This window comes from Verrucomicrobium spinosum DSM 4136 = JCM 18804 (assembly GCF_000172155.1).
GTDB lineage: Bacteria > Verrucomicrobiota > Verrucomicrobiia > Verrucomicrobiales > Verrucomicrobiaceae > Verrucomicrobium > Verrucomicrobium spinosum.
This window is the reverse complement of sequence record NZ_ABIZ01000001.1, coordinates 3287312-3309059: the sequence shown is the minus strand read 5'-3', so window position 1 is coordinate 3309059 and position 21748 is coordinate 3287312. Positions and strand designations below refer to the sequence as shown.

The following is a 21748-nucleotide window of genomic DNA, read 5'->3' as shown; positions in this document are numbered from 1 at the left end:
CCCTCACACCACCCCGACTCTCGGCGCTCGGAAGGCGAACATTCCGGCAAAACTTCCGCCCTTCATGGGGCGGGCACCTCGTTGGCGGCGGGCATCAAACTGCTCCCGCCGCGCCTCAAAGAACTCATCCACAAACCCCCGGCTTCCCAAGGCCACACCTAGCGTGAAGTACGTCACCCGGTGGCGCAGCGTCTCCGCGAGGGTCAGCTTGCCGTCTTCCGTGCGCACCTGCTCCACCACCTCGCGCTTGATCCCCTTGCGCAACACCTGGCTGTCGGAGCCGTGACCGTCTCGAACCTCCTCCCCCTGGCCAAAGAGCCATACCCGGTAGCCGGAAAGGACCTTGGCCGCACTGGGAATCCGCTGCGAGCCCCCTGGCTGGTTCCGCTCATGCGCCCGGTGCTCATTCGTGATCGTGTACAGGGCTGACAACGCCTTGCGTCCACCCGCTACCGCCTCCGCATAGCTGCACCACCGGTAGTCCTTGGGATCCTCCACCAGTCCCGCCCGCACCGGATTGAGATCAATGTAGGCACTCATCACCGAGAGCGTGGCCAGCTCACCTTCCAGCAGCACACTGGTGAAGCGCTCCTCCCAGAGCGTGCCTTTGCGATTCTCCCTCTTGTTGAACCACAAGCTGAAGCGCTGTTTGAGCTCCTTCATGAACTGGCTCACATCCCACATCCGGCCCAGGTATCTTTCCTTGAGCTCCTCTGCCGCCGCGTCATGCCCCTGGCTGCGAAAGGTTTCCAGCGTCTCCTTGAGCATCCGCACCGCCGGTTTGGAATAGATCAGCGCCACCTGCTTCAGCAGCCATTCATCCGAATACACCTCCCCTTCAGGCCGCTTCCTGACCTCCACCATGATGTGGAAGTGATTGGACATCACGCAATAGGACAACACCCGCACCTGGCAGAACACCTCATAGGCCCGCATGAGCCGCACAAACTGCTCCTTCTCCTCCGGTCCAAACGCCAGCCGCCGCTCAACCACCCGAGAAATGCAGTGGTAGTACGCAACCGGAACCAGCGGATCGGCAAAGTATCGAGGCGAGGCCATGACGGCCCATCGCCCAAAAATGGAACGCGGTCAACTTTCTTTTTCTTGTAATAGCCTGTCTTTTCGCACTTACTCTCCCCCTCAGTTCTATCATAGTCTGGAATGTGAAAAAAACCACTCACAGCCACATTTAACGTGCCGTCGTCACGGCTGTAGTAGAAAGACCATTTGTCTTCGCCCTTCCCACTTCGTGGATCCTCCTTTAGAGCGACTGGGCACTCAAAATCAGAAAATCCCGAAAGGGCGAATCTCTGCCAAGATGGCCCAGAATCACGCCCACATGCGATCAGGCACGCCCCTATAACCAAGAGCCGTAGCTTAGAGAGGCGCATTACACTTATCTTCAGGAGTTTGTTCATATGGCGCAATTTTTAAACCATAAGAGGTTTCAAGTTATCAACCACAGAGGCGGGCACACCCCTTCAACAGGAAACAGCGACGCAAATTGACCGCAACTGGCCTGCCAGCATGGTGCCCATGACATAGCCAGACAAGTCGCGTGTCTAACCCGGTTCGTGTGCAAGAGGCAGGTTGAAAAACACCGCTTAACCCTCCCCAACGGTTGCCGGGGACGAACACTGGATGGTGGCGGGACCGTGTGTTGATGCGTTCGGATGGTAAGAGAGCAAGCCCACAAAGCCTCTGCTCACGAGACGCTTGTTTTGGTGCTTATTTTTCGGGAAGCAGTCTGTTGGCACGGCCTGCTATGGGTTGTCACTTTTCACCTTTTGAAAATGCTCGAATAGATTTTGTCACGCCAAAAAGGATAGTGCCCAACAAGAGCCAACGCAACGCGACCCATGACCAACCCACCCCCTCTCTCAAAAACTCGATATCTGGAGCATCTTTCCCCACGTCCAATTTTAGCGCATCTTGCACTTGGGACGTCCACGCAGTCAAGTTTTCCAATGCCATGTCGCAAATAAGTAACGACGGAACCCCGAACAACCAGAGCCAACTTAGAAATAAACGATCTTTCATAATTCATCTTCTAAAGTGATTGCATGCAGAGGGGTCGGTTCGCCACATCCCTCCAATCGACACATCATTGCCTGAGGTGGACCCCGTTCTTCGGCCAGAGTTGCTGGAAGTTAAGCTATGGTGGGCTGGCTGTTCATTGGGTTAGTTTGGTTCTGTCTTGATGTCAACTTCCTCATTGCACTTCCGACCGATGGGGTTGTGTAACGAAAGGCTCGGAGCGAAGCGGAGAGCCTGAAGTGCAACAACCCCTTCGGTCGGACCGCCGCCCCTGGGGGGCATCCAAGCGGGCTCTGGAAGGCCGCTTGGTGTGTTCATGCGGCAAGAGCCATGGGCATCCTCGGCACTGTCGCAGGCAGCTTCGCAATGCCCTTGTAGGCTTGCTCAGGTGTCTGGTAGCCCAGGGCCTCGTGGGGACGCCATGTGTTGTAGCGCTCAAACCACCGGGCCAGCCCCCGCTCAAGCTCAAGGATGGTGCCATGTTCGCGTATGTAGATTTCCTCGTACTTCACGCTCCGCCACAGCCGTTCGATGAACACGTTGTCCATCCACCGCCCTTTGCCGTCCATGCTGATGCGCGCTCCCAGCTCTTCAATCCGCCCGGTCCATTGCTCACAGGTAAACTGGCTGCCCTGGTCGGTGTTGAAGATCTCCGGCCTGCTCCCTGTCTCCCTCACCGCCATCTCCAGCGCCTCAAGACACAGGTTCACATCCATCGTGTTGCTCACCTGCCACCCCAGCACTTTGCGCGTGTGCCAGTCCATCACTGCACACAGATAGGCGTGGCCTCGCGCCATGGGCACATAGGTGATGTCGGCGCACCACACCTGGTCGGGACGCTCCACGGCCATCTCCCGCAGCAAGTACGGATAAATGCGGTGCCCGTCTCCAGGCTGGCTCGTGCGCGGACGACAGTAGATGGCCTCCAGCCCCATCTGACGTCGCAGCCGCTGCAAGCGCTTGCGGTTGGCCTTGAAGCCGTGGTCGCGCTCCAGCACCTTCACCAGGCGACGGGTCCCCAGGCACGGATCCTTGAGGTAGAGCTCATCAAGCAACCTCATGATTCGGCGGTCTTCACCGCTCTCAGGCACCGCCTCATAGGCTAGCATCGAGCGGCACACCCCCAGCAGTTCACACTGGCTTCTCATGCTCAAAACGGGGTGTTCTTTTTCGACCAGCCCGGCAGGTCGTTCCAGATGCCGAGCTGTTTGGACTTTTTTTGCAGAAAGTCCACTTTCACGGCCAGCTCCCCGATCTTGGAGTGCAACTGGGCCCGTTCGCGCTCGTGCTCCTCCTGGTCGGCACGGCCATGGTCCTGACCAAAGACCCCGGCCATCCCAGCCTGGAGCGTCTTCTTCCAGTCAGAGACCTGCACAGGATGGATGTCGTACTCCTTGGCAATCTCGGCAATGGTCTTGAGGCCTTTGAGCGCTTCGAGCGCCACTCGGGCCTTGAATTCGGGGTCGTGTCTTCTACGTTTGGCTTTCATTTTCGAGTTTCAGGTTCTGGTTTACTCCAGCCCTGCCCAACTCCAAAACTCCAACTTCAGCACTGGTCCGATTTCCGGGGTCCACCTCAGCCGCCAATATCCGAACCTCCGTGCGGCCATCCACTACCTGAAGAGCATTCTCGCCAAATTGACTTCCCATTCCATGTTATAACATAGCTATATGGTTTAGCCCCCAAGGCTTCCGCAACCGCCCCTTCCCTCCGATCTGTTGTATATTTAAGATTACGATCAGTTACATCATACCATACATAGCGCAGATCAAATTCCATTTCACAACACGGACCAGAGCTATTCAACTTCTTGACATTGCCAACAAAGTAGAAATGAGGATTGGCACCTCCAATAAGATTGTACCCTATACTATTCCATTCATTGTCACCCACTGATACATCCCCTGCAAAATGTATCCGCTCACTCTGACCATGCCTCATACGACCACATCTTTTTTTCGCAGCTTCAGTAAGAACTTCTCTCATTCTATTAATAAATTTCTTTGTTATCCGGTTTTCATTGGTCATGTAAGCCGTCCATTTCTCATCCTCATAGTGCCGAAACTGGCCATTCCCCCATATATAGTCACGCGATATAACTCTCCCAATTTCGTCAGTTGGAAACACAGTCATCCCATAGCCCTGCAAAAGCAGCGCCAGAGGCTTGAGTTGGTGATGTTTTGAAGTGCCTTTTGCGAAAGTGATTTCTCAAACGGGGCGGTCCTGCTCCGTTATGCGACGCCTGCTGTCCCATAGACGGGGGGCTCCAGCCCAGGCAGATACACGCTTTGCGGGCTGGCTCGCATCTTCCATGGACCGCCTGCTGTCCCATAGAACGCCAGCAATCTGAGCAGATCCACCCGGCTCCAAGTCACCCCTCGGATCATCGTGAAGAGGCGGGTGAAGCTGTGCGGCCAGCCCGATACTTGTGCCAGGAACCGCAGCAGCACATAGAGCAACAGGGCCGCCCAGAGCTGCCAGCGGATCGCGTTTTTGCTATGTCCCAAAAAATCACAGATGCAGAGCGTTTGCTTGATCTGCTTGAAGAACACTTCAATGCCCCAGCGGCTCTGGTAGAGTTCTCCTACCGTGCTGGCGGCCCATTCTGTCTGGTTGGTGATAAAGGCCATGCGCACTTCCTTGCCGTCAAGCTCCACGAGCATCTCCACCCGGCGCAGCGGGCCGGGATGTTGCGAAAGGCTCCTGGCTCCTTTGAGCACAATGAGGTCATCGCGCAGCACCTTGCCTTGCGGCCGTGCCTGGAGCTTGCGCGTCACCCGGTAGCTCATGTTGTCCTTGGCACGGGTGACCCAGAAGATGCCCCGCCCGGTCAACTCCCAGAGGTGGGCAAAGTTGATGTAAGCCTTGTCAAACAAGGCAATTTCCCCGTCTTTGAGGCTGGCACAAAGCGCGCGGGAGCGCGAGTCATCATGATGAGAGGCTTCTTCGATGATGGCAAAGGCTGGCAGGAAGGTTTGCAGGTTGAGACGCAAATGGAGCTTGGCCGCCGCCTTGCGCTGCCGGTGCTTGGCCCAACTCATACAGTTGGCCACCAGGGCGATGGTGCTGGAGTCGATGGCGTAGATGGCCCGTCTAAACCGCCGGGGCAGTCCTTCATAGCGCAGGCCAAACCCGGGGTGCCGATGCTGGAGATGATCCAACATCTTCCAAAAGAGGGTCTCCATCAGGTCGCTGTCCCGATTCTTATTGGCATGGGACAGGGTGTTGCGGGCTGGCGGTGTCGCTCCGCGGATGGCAGCGAGGGCCCCGGCATGATGCCTCAAGCTGTCGCACACATCGTTGAGACTGATGGAGTGTGTCAGTTGCGCGTAGAGCAGGCTGACCACGTGACTCCAGGAACTGAAGGTGCGCGGCTGGCTGCCGTGGTGGTGTTGAGCGCAGAGGTTCGCGACCAAGTGCCCGGGAATGAGCTTGCAAAGCTGCCCCAGAACGCTTCCAATGACTTTGGCTGGTTTGAATTTCATCTCAGGCCTACCCTGTGTGGGGTAGGCCGCCAGTCACCTTTTTGTTTCGCTGTGGGACGGCTGTGAGTTGGAAAAAGCATTGCCCTCAACTCCCCGCCCACGCCTGCAAGTATGGGAGGCGCCTCAACTGGCGCCCCACCATAAGCCGGCGACATAGGCATATAACAACCCAAGTAGTCCCACTTATTCACCGCACTATTCCCAATCATCCCATACAAATTCGACCCACCCTGCTCCTCAATAGGATCCCGGTTCATCCAACGTCCCCGCACCGCGTCATAATAGCGGTAGCCGTAATAGCTTAATCCCGTCTCCGCATCCGTGTACTTCGTGCTGAACCGGAACGGATTCAGATCCTCCTCAGGCTCGCTCACCCGCAACGACTTGCCGAAGGGGTCGTATTCATACACCGCCTTCAGGTTGCTCTCCACCAGTCCGATGACGTTGCCATTAAGGTCACTCGTTGCCCAGCTCGTCCGCAACGGCTTGCTGCCGCGCTCATGGCGGTTGATCAAGAGCAGCCCACCCACACCACCCGCTCCTTGCAGGCTGCCGCTGAGATCCTCCCCCCAGACATAGGTCCGGCGCCAGTACGGTCCGGCCGTGCCGCCGCCAAACGTCGGCGGCGCGTCCTCTGCCGTGGCCAGGTATTCCGCTTCGCCCACCATGTTCCAGCCATCGTACACAAACCGGGTGTCCGAACGCAAGACCCAAGGATCACCCGAAGTCGTGCGCCCCTCCACTTTCTTCTGCACCCGGCGGCTCAGGCCATCGTAGGCAAAGGTCAGCTTCAGCCCTGGCACGCCTGCCGACTCGGCAACGGCCTGCGTGGTCATGCCCACCAGACGGTTCTCCCCGTCCCAAGTGTAGGTCCAGCGGCCGTCCCCCGTCAGGTTGCCGTCGAGGTCATACGTCAGGGTTTCCTGGACAGGGGGCACGTACAGATGCTGCTGGAAGCTCTGGGTGACAGAGTCCCGGACAAGCTCGAAGTTCAGCGGCTCCCACTTCGGCCCTGTGCCTGACGGAGTCAGTTTCTCCACAAAGTTAACACCGACACGATCTGCCGTCTGGCCGTTGATCACCACCTCCGTGTGCAATGCCGGATTGGATGTCGAATAGGCCGCCGTGCCCATGACATAGGCCGCCCGTGGGTTGGCAATCTCCTCGTACTGGTTAAGCGCATTGGCCGTGTAGGTGATGGTCTCTGACCCGACCGGATCACTGTTGCCACCCAAGCCCCCAAAGCGTGATTCCGTGCGATTACCGATGTCATCATAGGCATAAGCAGCATCCCACCCCTTGAAGATGGTGCCCGTGCCCGAGGTGCCCACCCGTTTCTGCCCACTGATCACCTGCCCGCGGCTGTCCACGCCATAGGTCCAGCTAGTGCTCACTGCCGTGGGCAATTCTTGACAGCACCCAGCCTGCCGACATGTTGTCCATGACATAGCCAGACAAGTCGCGCGTCTAACCCGGTTCGTGTGCAAGAGGCAGGTTGAAAGACACCGCTTAACCCTCCCCAACGGTTGCCGGGAAAGAACACTGGATGGTGGCGGGACCGTGTGTTGACGCGTTCGGATGGTAAGAGGGCACGCCCACAAAGCCTCTGCTCACGAGACGCTTGTTTTGGTGCTTATTTTTCGGGAAGCAGTCTGTTGGCTCGGCCTGCTATGGGTTGTCACTTTTGGTTGCCGGGGACGAACACTGGATGGTGGCGGGACCGTGTGTTGACGCGTTCGGATGGTAAGAGGGCACGCCCACAAAGCCTCTGCTCACGAGACGCTTGTTTTGGTGCTTATTTTTCGGGAAGCAGTCTATTGGCACGGCCTGCTATGGGTTGTCACTTTTGTTTTGGTGCCTATTCTTCGGGAAGCAGTCTGTTGGCTCGGCCTGCTATGGGTTGTCACTTTTTTCTCTTTTTACTTGACGCCCGAATTCAAGCAACAATTGCATTGCCGCTGCATAATCTCCGGCAATCTCGTCGTTATCCCTATCGATCCAATACACCTTCCGATTCCAGCACTCAATAAGATATTCTAAGAACCTTTGCAGGGAGGTCCACACCTTAGAATTGGATGCGTAGTCATTCACCTTCCATACTACCGCACTGCTATCCTCCGACCAGACAAACGAAATAAACTCAGCTCCAGATGTCATTAGTGGATACTCCGTTACTTTCAATCTCGTGTCGAGCAGATCCCCACCAAGTACAATAGTGTTCGCATACCGACTTCGAAACCTAACCACAGCTTCAAACGGAAGAACCATGAAGTCCATCATGACTTCAGTGTCAGCTTTCTTCTCGGTTTCGCGAAATCCGTTTCCAAATCGTGCAAGAAATTGCTTCAGATCTTCTGGAAAAGAACTTTCCATTTTCTCTTCGGCTTCACGCAACTCATCCGCGCCCAGTCCGGGAATCACATAGTCAGAGATCCGACTTCCGTTGTCTGCCATCGCAAGCAGCAACCCATCAATAGTTAAATCGATTGACATATAGTTAGATATAAGCCGTTTTCACTTCCGAAGTGATTCCATTATATCGTCCACGATTGACTTTGCGTTTCCAACGCTTCCGCTTACGAGGGCGACGTAGAATATCGAACCCTTTCTAGCTTGACTACCTCCCCACAAAGGCAACCTGTAGAAGACACTCAACCCCACCCCCTGAATTGTATTTTCAAGAATCGGGACTGCCTTTACACTTGCGCCGACTCCTCCCTGGGTCGTGCTCGCGTAAGGAAATTCATCCAATTGCTGGTTGATTGGATCATAGAGATCGAGAGCCTCGCTATCTTTGCCTGCGCGAAGAAGACTGTTCAATCTTGTCCAAATTGGTCGAAGCGCAGCTCTCCGCTTTTGGTCGCGCATAGGATGCCCCTCATGCAGACCATCATAGTTCAGGAGGGAATGCCTCCCATTAACCATGTGATCTCTTGTGTGTGCATAAATATTCGGGGTAAACATCTCAAACACTGGCCAAACAGGTGGGCAGCCGCGACGCCTGCTAATCTCCTCATTAATCTCTCTAGTCAACACGCGATAGCGCTCGGCCTGCGCTCTTTCTCCGGCGTTTAGCTTTGAAAATTGCTCGGCCGTATAATTGGCGACATCTATAACGTGGTCGGCAATGAGGGCAGAGATCGCAAATCCGTTTAAGATTGCGTAAAAATCACTAGCTGCAAGATTGCCCCCTAAAAATTCCTGTATATAGGCACTAAGTCCGCCCGGGAGCTTGTCCGATATGGTATCTGTATTTACGATCCTGCCATCAGTGTCAAAATTTGAGACAGAATTGTTGAAACACATTGCGAATATGTTCTCCCCACCTTTTTCCTCAATCGGATCCCGATTGATCCACCTCCCCCGAACCGAATCGTAGTATCGGTATCCGTAGTAGCAAAACCCCGTCTCCGCATCCGTGTACTTCGTGCTGAACCGGAACGGGTTCAGATCCACCTCCGGCTCGCTCACCCGTTCCGGTTTGCCGAAGGGATCGTATTCATACACCGCCTTCAGGTTGCTTTCCACCAGTCCAATGACATTGCCATTCAAATCACTGGTCGCCCAGCTTGTCCGCATGGGCTTGCTGCCGCGTTCGTGCCGATTGATCAGCAGCAATCCTCCCACGCCTCCTGCTCCCTGGAGGTTGCCACTGAGATCCTCGCCCCAAACATACGTCCGACGCCAGTACGGTCCAGCCGTGCCGCCGCCAAACGACGGCGGCGCATCTGCTGCTGTGGCCAGGTATTCCGCTTCACCCACCATGTTCCAGCCATCGTACACAAAACGCGTGTCCGAACGCAAGACCCAAGGATCACTCGAAGTCGTGCGCCCCTCCACCGTCTTCTGCACCCGGCGGCTCAGGCCATCGTAGGCGAAAGTCAGCTTCAACCCTGGAACTCCCGCCGTCTCTGCGACGGATTGCGTGGTCATCCCCACCAATCGGTTCTCCCCGTCCCAAGTGTAGGTCCAGCGGCCGTCCCCAATCAGGTTGCCGTCCAGGTCATAGGTCAGAGTCTCCTGGACAGGGGGCACGTACAGATGCTGCTGGAAGCTCTGGGTGACTGAGTCCCGGACCAGCTCGAAGTTCAACGGCTCCCACTTCGGTCCTGTGCCTGATGGACTCAGCTTCTCTACAAAGTTAACGCCGATACGATCTGCCGTCTGGCCGTTGATCACCACCTCCGTGTGCAATGCCGGATTGGATGTCGAATAGGCTGCCGCGCCCGTGACATAGGCCGCCTGTGGGTTGGCGATCTCCTCGTACTGGTTGAGCGCATTGGCCGTGTAGGTGATGGTCTCTGAGCCCACGGGATCACTGTTGCCACCCAAGCCCCCCAAGCGTGATTCCGTGCGATTGCCGATGTCGTCATAGGCGTAAGCGGCATCCCACCCCTTGAAGATCGCACCCGCGCTGGATGCGCCCACCCGCTTTTGCCCGCTGACCAACTGGCCGCGACCGTCCACCCCGTAGGTCCAGTTGGTGCTCACTGCCGTGGGCAATTCTTGACAGCAACCAGCCTGCCGACATGTTGTGCCCATGACATAACCAGACAAGTCGCGCGTCTAACCCGGTTCGTGTGCAAGAGGCAGGTTGAAAGACACCGCTTAACCCTCCCCAACGGTTGCCGGGAAAGAACACTGGATGGTGGCGGGACCGTGTGTTGACGCGTTCGGATGGTAAGAGAGCACGCCCACAAAGCCTCTGCTCACGAGACGCTTGTTTTGGTGCTTATTTTTCTGGAAGCAGTCTGTTGGCACGGCCTGCTATGGGTTGTCACTTTTTTTCAAAACCCACTGCCTATGATAAGCAGACCGTGTTGCAGAAAAATTCTTTTGTAGGGACCGCGACCAATTCCACTAAACTTCGCATTTAGACGCTTGCAGTCGAAATCCAATACCCTGTCCACGTCAGATTCATCTAACTGTATACCGTGTGCGCATAATTTGAAATAGTCAGCGGCAACTTCAGTCAAGGCAAGATTGCTTGAAGCCTTGAGTTTCAAAATCAAGTCCGTCAACTCATCCTTTAAAGTCATCACATCAGAGCCACTATGTTTTGGCCGAAATCCGAGAGCAACTGCCAAGTCTACTAGTATATCAAGCTCCACCCTTACTTTGCACAGTCGGAAGCTCTGGCGAATTAGACTCCCGCCAGGAGATACAGCTCGCTCATCTGGTGAGAAACACTCCTCTTCGACAATTGTGACTAGAGTTTCGCCAGAAGAGCCTAGTGACTTGATCAGTTTGGAACGAAACAGGTCAACTTGGTGTCGGTCATAGCTTGCATTTGACAACTCAATTTCCGTCACTTTTCCGCCAATAGACAGCTGCTTCTTGATTAGATTACACATAAAAATGCGAGTTACATCCTGATACGTATTAGAGCTTAGGGCTTGTAGAAAATGCTATATCCAGGCATTTTCGAGGCGTAGCCAGCCGCCCCATTTTTTGACTCAATCCAAATTTCGTAGCGCAGCTTGCATTTCATTGCAATTCGAGCTTGCCGCGCAAACTGCTGGGTATCGCGTCCATATATGTTGTGCATTATTGGTGCCCACATATTCATCGGCAGAACACCTGCCCATTCCCGACCCGTCTTGAGTTCAAAAACTGCCTGGGGCAAGCCGTAGGGTTTGCCTCCATCATAGCTTGCCCAGTCACCGTCGGGGGCTACGACCACGACCCCATACGGTGGGGTGAAATTTCTCCCGAGATACTGAGTGTGAGGCGGATAGCCTCCACGGTCCACTCCTTCCCAAAAGATCTTGCACTGGGTTGCGGGATCAACTTCACACCTCTTTAGTTTCCATATTCTCGGTATTGTTCCTCGATCTAGGGTAGCTATAACCGCATTCTCCAGGTCTTCATGCTGCTCCTGGGTGGCTGCGATTGGGCGGGGCTGGTCCCGTAAAATCTGATATACACCCGGCATACCCTCCGATTGATGATGATACTGATAATTTTGATAAAGCAGTTCATCGAAAATTTCGATCCAGCCAACCACTGTCAGACCTGCAGACGCTTTTGCAGCTCTACTAATCTTTATAGCGCCTTTCACACCAGTCACTCCCTCGAGTGCGGGTGCCTTTTTCAAAAGCCCTGCGTAGTCTACCCAAGATACCGGACTATTGTCAATCATCCCATACAAATTCACCCCGCCCCTTTCGCCGATTGGATCTCGGTTGATCCAACGCCCCCGCACCGCATCATAATACCGGTACCCGTAGTAGCACAGCCCGGTCTCCGCATCCGTGTACTTCGTGCTGAACCGGAACGGGTTCAGATCCTCCTCCGGCTCACTCACCCGCAGTGGCTTGCCAAAGGGGTCGTATTCATACACGGCCTTGAGGTTGCTCTCCACCAGCCCGATGACGTTGCCGTTCAGGTCACAGGTCGCCCAACTCGTCCGCAAAGGCTTGCCGCCACGTTCGTTCCGATTGATCAGAAGCAACCCACCCACGCCTCCGGCTCCTTGCAGACTGCCGCTAAGATCCTCTCCCCAGACATAGGTCCGGCGCCAGTACGGTCCGGCCGTGCCGCCGCCAAAGGTTGGCGGAGCATCCTCTGCCGTGGCCAGGTATTCCGCTTCGCCCACCATGTTCCAGCCATCGTACACAAACCGGGTGTCCGAACGCAAGACCCAAGGATCGCTCGATGTCGTGCGCCCCTCCACTTTCTTCTGCACCCGACGGCTCAGGCCATCGTACGCAAAGGTCAGCTTCAGCCCTGGTACGCCCGCCGTCTCGGCCGCAGCCTGTGTGGTCAGGCCCACCAGACGGTTCTCCCCGTCCCAGGTGTAGGTCCAGCGCCCATCCTCGGTCAGATTGCCGTCTAGGTCATAGGTCAGGGTCTCCTGGACAGGGGGCACGTACAGATGCTGCTGGAAGCTCTGGGTGACAGAGTCCCGGACAAGCTCGAAGTTCAACGGTTCCCACTTCGGCCCCGTGCCTGACGGAGTCAGCTTCTCGACAAAGTTAACACCGACACGATCTGCCGTCTGGCCGTTGATCACCACCTCCGTGTGCAATGCCGGATTGGTTGTCGAATAGGCCGCAGTGCCCGTGACATAAGCGGCCCGTGGGTTGGCAATCTCCTCGTACTGGTTAAGCGCATTGGCCGTGTAGGTGATGGTCTCTGACCCGACCGGATCACTGTTGCCACCCAAGCCCCCAAAGCGTGATTCCGTGCGATTACCGATGTCATCATAGGCATAAGCAGCATCCCACCCCTTGAAGATGGTGCCCGTGCCCGAGGTGCCCACCCGTTTCTGCCCACTGATCACCTGCCCGCGGCTGTCCACGCCATAGGTCCAGCTAGTGCTCACTGCCGTGGGCAATTCTTGACAGCACCCAGCCTGCCGACATGTTGTCCATGACATAGCCAGACAAGTCGCGTGTCTAACCCGGTTCGTGCGCAAGAGGCAGGTTGAAAAACACCGCTTAACCCTCCCCATCGGTTGCCGGGGACGAACACTGGATGGTGGCGGGACCGTGTGTTGACGCGTTCGGATGGTAAGAGGGCACGCCCACAAAGCCTCTGCTCACGAGACGCTTGTTTTGGTGCTTATTTTTCGGGAAGCAGTCTGTTGGCACGGCCTGCTATGGGTTGTCACTTTTGACGCTTGTTTTGGTGCTTATTTTTCGGGAAGCAGTCTATTGGCACGGCCTGCTATGGGTTGTCACTTTTTTTCAAATTTGGTTTTCGCTTTCCTCTCTGCCTCTTTGGACAAACTTCTGTAGCATTACCCAAAATCGATCCTGCAAATCAACAACCTTTGGATTCAGGATTATTTGCACCTGAATTGGAGCGGCGCGATTCTTGAAGTGCTCTTCGTAGTTTCCAAATGAAACAAGAACTTCTCTGTTCCGGAAATAGAAACATCGGGTTCCGCGGTCTGAAAATGTCACATCAGGCTGAAGATTGTTAATATCCTCTATGACATTAGCCGCCTTCTCGCTCTCCGAAAACGCACCAACTGACATCACCGTGTCCAATGCCGAACTAAAATATACTACATCAGTACCCTCGCCAAACTTTTCCCCGCAACCAAACAGAAGCATCCTAATGGCACCGAAGATATCGTCATTGCAATCCACCAGCTGAGAACGGCGAGCAAATTGGACGAATATACGACGACCGCAATCACCGCCAACAATTGCAATGTCGCCAACATCATTTTTCGCCACAACGATCCCTGCCACATTTTCACTAATTGAAAGCCCCTCTGGAAGTTCATATGTCGACTGCTGCAGGTGATATGACACCAGATAATCGCACGGACGAACGAGAAATACGGAAGAGTTAAACGATCCCACCCCATTCTTAGCTAACAGCTCTCGTAGCAATTTTGGAATATGAGAGTGCCTTCCTAACGTTGCCAAGTCACTTTCGGTCAAAGGCGCAACTTGGGATGTGACGCAAAAGTCTATTGAAAAGCTCTTCATTGTTTTGTCAACGTTTTTGTGATCAGTTGATAGGTGTAAGGGTAGGCCCCGCTGAGCTCCACCAGTCATTGTCCAAGCGGAAGACGTCTCGCAACTTGACGGCTGTATTAATCCACTCCTTACCTCCATTGTCATCACTGGTAACAACGTTATACATGATATACTTTGGCACAAAAGCCTCCCCCGATTCATTGTATTTTCTATATATTGGCGTCACCAATATGCATACAGCTTTGTGACTTTTAGCAAGAGCTTCAATTCTGCGCTCAACATTTCTCATTTTCGGGTCATTATCGTCCGCAAATGCTGTTATCAAATTCTCAAAGGTATCGCTCCCATTGAACTGATGCGGAACCAAATGCGATCTTTCCATTAGCCCCCTATGCGCAGTCTGAGCCGCGCTCCATCCTGCTGGACTTATGTGTGAAAGTGATTTCCTGGGTAGTCCAAGCCCAGGTGCAGCATATGAGGCCAGTGAATAGCGAGGCTTACCGCCCGAGGCATGCGTCCAGTTGCCATTAAAACAAGGACATTCCGCACCAGGTTTGCTCTGCAGCGCCTCAATCGCCTCTTTCGCCATTTTCTGATTTCCTGCATAGGCAATTGTTGCCAATGCAGTCGCCGTGACTCCCGCCATTGTGAGACGTTGAATTGACTGTTGCACAGCAACTTCGGCTAAGACTTCCAGCGCCTGTCTCGCCAAGATGGTATCTACGCTAACGGCGCTGGCAGAAATTGAATCCCATTTCCCAAGATAGTCCCAACGATTCACTCCATCATTCCCCACCATCCCATACAAATTCAATCCACCCCGCTCCTCAATCGGATCACGGTTCAACCACCTTCCTCGCACCGCGTCATAATACCGATACCCGTAGTAGCACAACCCTGTCTCCGCATCCGTGTACTTCGTGCTGAACCGAAACGGATTGAGATCCTCCTCAGGCTCACTTACACGCAGCGGCTTGCCGAATGGGTCGTATTCGTACACTGCCTTGAGGTTGTTCTCCACCAGGCCAATGACATTGCCGTTCAGGTCAGTGGTCGCCCAGTTCGTCCGCAACGGCTTGCTGCCGCGTTCGTGGCGGTTGATAAGCAGCAACCCGCCCACACCTCCGGCTCTTTGCAGGCTGCCGCTGAGGTCTTCACCCCAAACATAGGTGCGACGCCAATACGGTCCGACCGTGCCGCCGCCAAACGTCGGCGGCGCGTCCTCTGCCGTGGTCAGGTATTCCGCTTCGCCCACCATATTCCAGCCATCATACACAAACCGGGTGTCCGAACGCAAGACCCAAGGGTCGCTCGATGTCGTGCGCCCCTCCACTTTCTTCTGCACCCGGCGGCTCAGGCCATCGTAGGCAAAGGTCAGCTTCAGCCCTGGCACGCCTGCCGACTCGGCAACGGCCTGCGTGGTCATGCCCGCCAGACGGTTCTCCCCGTCCCAAGCGTAAGTCCAGCGCCCGTCCCCCGTCAGGTTGCCGTCGAGGTCATACGTCAGGGTTTCCTGGACAGGGGACACGTACAGATGCTGCTGGAAGCTCTGCGTCACAGAATTGCGCACGAGCTCAAAATTCAACGGCTCCCACTTCGGTCCTGTGCCTGATGGACTCAGCTTCTCCACAAAGTTAACGCCGATACGATCTGCGGTCTGGCCGTTGATCACCACCTCCGTGTGCAATGACGGATCGGTTGCCGAATAGGCCGCCGTGCCCATGACATAGGCGGCACGCGGATTGGCAATCTCCTCGTACTGGTTGAGCGCATTGGCTGTGTAGGTGATGGTCTCTGACCCGACAGGATCACTACTACCTCCCAGACCTCCAAATCGTGATTCTGTACGATTACCGATGTCGTCATAGGCATAGGCGGCATCCCACCCCTTGAAGATCGTACCCGCGCTTGATGTGCCCACCCGCTTTTGCCCGCTGATCACCTGGCCACGACTGTCAACCTCATAGTTCCAATTGGTGCTGACCACTGTAGGAGCTACATCCCTATGGTTGATCTTGAGGCCGGCTCTCACCCGCGATTGGAAGGTGGAACTGGCGGTGCCGGAGGCCAGCGAGGTGCTGCTCTGCTGAAGATTGTTGTGCACCATGCTTACGATTCCCACCACGGGATCGCTCACCCTCTGGGTGGAAAAGCCCGTCGCGTGCCCCTCGTGGGGGGGCCTCTTCATTGTCAGCACTTTCTTCCCACCAACCAAGGCACGCTGGTAGTCCACCTGCCGGGAGCCGCTCTTGACCTGGCCCAGCTCCCCCTTGCTGTCATATTGATACTGGACTCCTGGTAACACCAGGGGTGGACTGCTGACACCCGGCGGGGTCAGGATCCCTTGATGACCGGCCACCCGGCCTGCTTCATCCTTGAGGGTGTGGAATCTCAAACCCGACAACAGCGAAGGTCCGGCGGGGGCATCACTGACCGTCTCAAAACTTGGTGAACCCAACCCGTCCAACTGGTCAAAGACATGCAGACCTGCGGCATCCGTGCGGCTGCGCACCGCTCCATGCCGGTAGTAGGTGTAAGCCACATCGGGAGTGGCGTCGCTGTAGTCCTGCAACACCAGTCGCCCCGCGCCATCGTAAGTGTAAGTTGTGACGGCGCCCCGCGCCCAGGTGAGGGTGCTCTGGAGCCCAGCGGCATTGTAGGTATAGGCGACGGTTTGATTCGCAGCGTCTTTCTTACCCAGGAGGTGTCCGCTGGCATCGTCATAAATCCAGGTGGTGACAGACGTCTGTGCGGGAGTGGTTGAGGGGGCATCCCACGGCTCGGTGTCATCCCCGAAGGACGTCCGATAGGTCGTCATGGAAGTCATCTCACCGTAGGTGTTGTAGCCATACTGGATGGGATAGTTACCCGTTCCCCATTGTCCCACCCGCCTCCCCAACGAATCATAGCTATACCAGGTGCTGGCCAGCGTCCCCACCTTCATTGGGCTTACGGGTGCCGTCACCTTCTTCACATGTCCAGCTCCAGGTAGATTCGAAGCGATGTATTCATAGGTCGTCACCCCGACATCCGCTGTAGAGCCAGTGCGAGTTTCCGTGTGCAGGTTTCCCTCGTCATAGTAGTCATAGACCACAGTCCCTTCGGGCCCCTTGCTCCCTGCCAAGCGGTCAAACTCCTTGTAGGAGATAACGGTCTGCGCCAGATCGGCAGGCTGTCGGCTGAAGAACAACAGGCCATTCAAATAAGTTTGCACGCCAGTCACGGTCGCTCCCGGCACGGTGGTGGTGACTTCCCGCTTCTTCAAAGACCGGTTCACGGCAACCGTGCTCACGGTACGCCGTCCGCCTTCAATGGACTCCGAAATACTGTTGGGACCCACGCCCAGTCGCTGACGGGATACACCGGTCCGGCGAGACCCTGCGTCACCACCCGCCGCCAGATACGTCGTGCGCCGCTGCACCTGCCACCACTGCCCGCTGACCTGTTCGTACAACTCCTCAGCCTCCACCAGCGGGTCCTCAGAGCCGGGCAGCAAGGCACCGTCCAGATCCAGGTCCACCCCTTGACGCCAAGGCCGCCCCGCCGAATCATGCTCGGTCAATTGAGGCGCCAAACCACCGGACCTGAGCACCTGCACCAGTTGCCCCAGATCATTGTAGATCTGGCTGCTCCACTCCAGTTCTCCCGTACCACCCGCGGCAGGTTTCTCTGACCGCACGGTGCGCCCAGTGCCATCCACCAACGTGCGCTGCCAGCGAGGGGAGTTGGCACTGCCCAGGCGCACGGTCTCAGCCACACACCCGTTGGTGATCTCGTAAGAGTGATACTCCGGCACCACTCCCGTGCCAGTCACACTGTCAAGCCGACCATCCCGATGATACGCAGAAATGCGGGTACCGCCACCAGGCAGCGTCTCCGTCACCAGACGCCCGCCCTGAGACCTGACCCCGTAGGTGAAGGTGGTGATGCGTTCCATTTGGTCCTTGGAGGCCACCAAATCCCCAAACTCATCGTACACCTGCTCAGACTCCAACAAGGTGGTTGCACCCGACTTGCGCTCCATCTGTTGCAAGTACCCAACCCCGGTGGTCCGAGGTGAATAGCGCACGATGGTCTGCAGGTCCGCCCCATCATGCAGTGTTACGCTGCTGTCCACCACTGCCAAACCCACACGGGTCGTCGTCTGCACCCCCGTGAGAGGATCTTCCGCGCTGATGGTCACCTGCCCGGCCTCGTCCGCTGTGGTCGTGGTGCCATCCTCCGCGACAGCGGTGCTCTGGCTCACCACGCCGTCCCAGGTCTCCGTCGTCACAAGTTCGCCACTCACCAGAGCGGTCGCGTAGGTACGCAGGCTGACACTGGAGAACTGCCCTCCCCCCGTCGCCACCAGGGTTTCTTGACTGATCACCCCATCAGCTCCCGAAACCGTGATCTCCCGAGTGCCTTTGAAAGGCTCTCCCCACGGATGAGCCTGCGTGCCCCGAGTCACAGTGGAGGTTCGGGTGGGCGTCACCCCTTCCACCAGGGTCTCCTGGTAAGTCGTGCGAGCGCCGGTGCCGGCCAGTTGATAAACCATGGAACCTCTTTCCATTCCTGTTGGACCCGCCACCTGCGCATATCCCGCGCGATCATCCGAGACACGCTGACCGTCCGCCCGAAACTGCTCCGTCCGCACCTCGATCACGGGCGTACCGGTGACACTGTCGATCAGTGTCTTCTCCGTCGTGACCAGCCGGCTCATGAGCTGGCCTTTGATCTTTACCGTGGTGGTACGAGTGAAGGGAAAACCGGGAGATTCCGAGTACTCGGTGACTTCACACTCGCTGGCTGGGATGGCGGCCACCGCCGCCGGAGTCAGCGCTCCGGCACCGCCCGCATCCAGCCAGGGGCGATAAGTCGCCACCAGATCGCCCGTGGTTTCGTTGTAAACCGAGCGGCTCCATGTACCATCCGCATTGATCTGCACATGCACCTTTCCCGCCAGCACTGCCGGGGTGGTGTAATAGCTCGTCGTGGAGGTTCGGGTGTTGACTCCCGAACCCTCTGTCGTGGACACCATCTCCTCACCCCAGGCAAACTGCTCATACTCCAGCGTGCGGGAAGCCGTGACGAAGTAGTTGCCGGTATCCGGATCTCGCCGCAGCTCTTCGATCAACTCGGTACGAATACCGCCAACCAGGGGGGCTCGCACGGTGCGCCTCGCCGTGGCCCCGCGAGCCTCAATCCACTCTCCCGCGTCGCCCGTGAGGTTGGTCTCCGCGTACAACGCAAAATCCTGCGTGCCCGAACCCTCGTTCTGCGTTTCCACCTTGATGCCAGGAACCGTCACGGCATCCCGCGTCAGCGAAGTCTTCTGCACCGTGACCCGGGATATCTTGGCGGAGGCGGCTGGGGTGGGAATGGAGACATCACCCGGAGGGAAGGCCAGACCCGCCGCCCTGTAAGCGGTCACCACAAACCCTTTGGCCAGATCCATGGAATCCACCGGCGTGATGTCCGCCAGGATGGCTTCGCTGAGGACCTGACGGTGTCCGCCAGAGAAACTCTTCTCCACGGTGGCCCCGCCATCGTCGCCAAGCTGGAGAAGGATCTGACTGGCATCAACAGAACTATCATTGACTCCAAACTTCCACTTCAGCCTGCCCAAGGGACGCCCGCTTGAATGACGCCCCAAGCTCATTTTCTGCGAGACGGACGAAGGAACATCTGGACGTTGATTGGGTTCATTGGGTTCAGGTGTCGGCGGAGGAGCGGGAGGCTGCGGAGAGGGGGGCTGAATCTCGCCGGGATCGTTTTGAGGCGATTCATCAGGGATCGTCTTGTACACACCTGTTTTCGTCGGCTCAGCGATTTCCATGAAAGATACAAACGTGCATTCCCCCTCGCACCATGGATTGGGGCTTGCGCAAGGAATAGCGGGATTTTCCACCAGGGCACAGACCATGCTGCCCACACCAGTGATGGTTTCACCAAAACCCTTGTCGCATCCTTGGGTGCATTGAACTTCCAGCAGCGACACCCCGCCCATCAGGGCGGCGTTGTTTCCCATATCGCCATTGTAGGTCAGCTGGAAGGGAATCTTGTTGCTACCGTTGTCCTCGGCCCAAATATAGTACGGAGTCTGTAGCGGCTGCCCCTCGATCACTGTCACAGTCTGATCCCCCACCACGAGTGTCCCTGCACCTTTCGTCCAGTGCACCGTGAACATGGATTTGTCGCAACATGACTCATCAGCCATCAACGGGAATGCGCTGGCGACAGAGAGACAAGTGATCCAACCAAACAGGAATGCATCCAAGGAGCGGCGGGTAAGTCGAGGAACGAAAAGAGACATAGCCAAAAAGATTCTGGGAGGGTTTATCTGCCGTTTCAGGAAATTATCGCGATTCCAGATCGGGAATCGATTTCAGCACTGACGAACCGTAAACTCGGGCCTTCAAGAGTGGAGCCGTTTGGACCTCCTTCATCTTCACTTGCTCTGATTGGGAGGCCTTCACGACGTCAGATGGTTCGTTTGTAGAAGAAGTAGCGTTCCCACAGCACTCTTGACCCGGCATAGGCCCCCGGTGAATCCTCATCTTTATTTGCCCCCGCTGGTTTTGATGGGTCCAGGGCACTCCGGTTCGGTTTTGCGTCCGGACTCGCCCTTGCAGACCGTCAGTCAACACCACAAACTGCGAGACAGGATCGTATGCGACTGAAGAGGGCATGCTTCCGAGAGGGTTCCAATCCGCACTAGTCGGCGGAGCTGTCTGGTCTTTCAGAAGCAGCTTTGGATCGGACACAGTAAAGGCTTCTCTGGCTACCTGAATCTTTTCTACCGTTGCAGTCGCAGGCGTTCCATCCATGCGCAACACGTTCACCCCCAAAGCACTTCCCTCAACTGGTGCCCACTCCGCAGACAGCACCACTGACTTCTGCTCCATGCCCGGCGCTGGCGTCGGTCCCCGCCAGCGCACGAGCAGGTCGCCCCCGCGGCCCCGTTTGCCACCTTCTGAAGTGGCCGCCTCTGCCTGGGTGGTGGAATGGTCAATGACCCAGACCTCGCCGGTGCCCCCCATGACCATGAGCACCAAATCCTCTTGCGGATGGTAGTCGATCTCCAGCGGTTGCAGCCAGACCGGTCCTTTGAGATGGGATTTCACGCCTACGTCCATCCTTCCTGCATTCTCACCTGGATAGACGTAATGCGGCAGACTGGGGTGACGCCCCTGAAACACATGATCGGCAAGGCTCCACTTCCAAACGGGCAGGCCGCTGCCCTTGCCATGGGGCTTGAACTCCATGAGGCCCGGGAAATACAGGCCCGCATCCGTCACGGCATCACCCGCCCGCCCCAGTGCCTCACATTCCTGGCGGCTCTTGTACTCAAGCACCGCAGTGAGCACATTGCCATTGGGCAGGCGAACGGCATCGCCAAAGGCAAAATGATCGCTCACCGCATCTAGGAAATCCCATTCCACCTTGCCATTCCAGCCAATGATCTGAAGTCGGCCACCGCGCAAGCCTGATTTGTCAAAGGGAGCGGGCAAGGGCATGCGGCCCAAGCGCAAGATGCTGCCATCCGGATGCAAACGGGCTGAACCAGCGGCCTCACAGTTGGCTGGCCAGACATGGGCCTCCTTTCCGTGGGAATCAAGCAGGACAGTCTCCTTGGCATGCCGCGGCGTGACCAGGACCCAGCCGGAGTTCTGGACGGGCTTTGCTGCGCTGGGCGGGCTCTCCGCCGCCGTTAGCGGCAGGGCGAGCAGACAACCCAGAAGGGGAACAGAAAAGCATGTGGGCAATGACATAGGCGCGGAAAAATAGAGATGAAAAAGCAAACCC

General features: G+C 56.4%; 13 protein-coding genes. All 13 read right to left on the bottom strand.

The features are described 5' to 3' along the window. Positions 1-3: 3 nt before the first annotated feature. Complete coding sequence (locus tag VSP_RS35290) at positions 4-1059, bottom strand: transposase (protein WP_009961196.1); 1056 nt, start codon at positions 1057-1059, stop codon at positions 4-6. Between the two features lie 714 nt (positions 1060-1773). Then, positions 1774-2040: a hypothetical protein gene (locus VSP_RS13390; protein ID WP_009961195.1), complete on the bottom strand. Its 267-nt coding sequence runs from the start codon at positions 2038-2040 to the stop codon at positions 1774-1776. Between the two features lie 311 nt (positions 2041-2351). Beyond that, a protein-coding gene (locus tag VSP_RS35285; protein ID WP_086010718.1) for an IS3-like element ISVsp13 family transposase occupies positions 2352-3526 on the bottom strand; the annotation gives its coding sequence in 2 pieces (ribosomal slippage) (positions 2352-3250 and positions 3250-3526; 1176 coding nt in all). 86 nt (positions 3527-3612) lie between these two features. Continuing rightward, on the bottom strand, positions 3613-4065 hold the full coding sequence (locus VSP_RS42225) for a hypothetical protein (protein ID WP_157210876.1): 453 nt from the start codon (positions 4063-4065) through the stop codon (positions 3613-3615). Between the two features lie 203 nt (positions 4066-4268). Beyond that, on the bottom strand, positions 4269-5522 hold the full coding sequence (locus VSP_RS13375) for an IS4-like element ISVsp5 family transposase (RefSeq protein WP_009960198.1): 1254 nt from the start codon (positions 5520-5522) through the stop codon (positions 4269-4271). Continuing rightward, positions 5519-6916, bottom strand: coding sequence for an RHS repeat-associated core domain-containing protein (locus VSP_RS13370; protein WP_009961193.1), 1398 nt, complete (start codon positions 6914-6916; stop codon positions 5519-5521). The genes VSP_RS13375 and VSP_RS13370 overlap by 4 nt, the downstream gene beginning before the upstream one ends. 499 nt (positions 6917-7415) lie before the next feature. Further along, positions 7416-8015, bottom strand: coding sequence for an SMI1/KNR4 family protein (locus tag VSP_RS13365; protein ID WP_009961191.1), 600 nt, complete (start codon positions 8013-8015; stop codon positions 7416-7418). 21 nt (positions 8016-8036) lie between these two features. Continuing rightward, positions 8037-10013, bottom strand: coding sequence for an RHS repeat-associated core domain-containing protein (locus VSP_RS42220; RefSeq protein ID WP_009961189.1), 1977 nt, complete (start codon positions 10011-10013; stop codon positions 8037-8039). Between the two features lie 296 nt (positions 10014-10309). Further along, positions 10310-10876: a hypothetical protein gene (locus VSP_RS42215; protein ID WP_009961188.1), complete on the bottom strand. Its 567-nt coding sequence runs from the start codon at positions 10874-10876 to the stop codon at positions 10310-10312. Positions 10877-10911: 35 nt separating this feature from the next. Then, on the bottom strand, positions 10912-12849 hold the full coding sequence (locus VSP_RS43390; protein WP_009961187.1) for an RHS repeat-associated core domain-containing protein: 1938 nt from the start codon (positions 12847-12849) through the stop codon (positions 10912-10914). Between the two features lie 364 nt (positions 12850-13213). Next, positions 13214-13969 (bottom strand): hypothetical protein, encoded by a 756-nt coding sequence (locus VSP_RS13345; RefSeq protein ID WP_157210875.1) that lies wholly within the window; start codon positions 13967-13969, stop codon positions 13214-13216. Positions 13970-13991: 22 nt separating this feature from the next. Further along, positions 13992-20129, bottom strand: coding sequence for an RHS repeat-associated core domain-containing protein (locus VSP_RS13340; protein ID WP_029190417.1), 6138 nt, complete (start codon positions 20127-20129; stop codon positions 13992-13994). A gap of 169 nt (positions 20130-20298) precedes the next feature. Then, positions 20299-21714: a hypothetical protein gene (locus tag VSP_RS13335; RefSeq protein WP_009961184.1), complete on the bottom strand. Its 1416-nt coding sequence runs from the start codon at positions 21712-21714 to the stop codon at positions 20299-20301. Between the last annotated feature and the right edge of the window lie 34 nt (positions 21715-21748).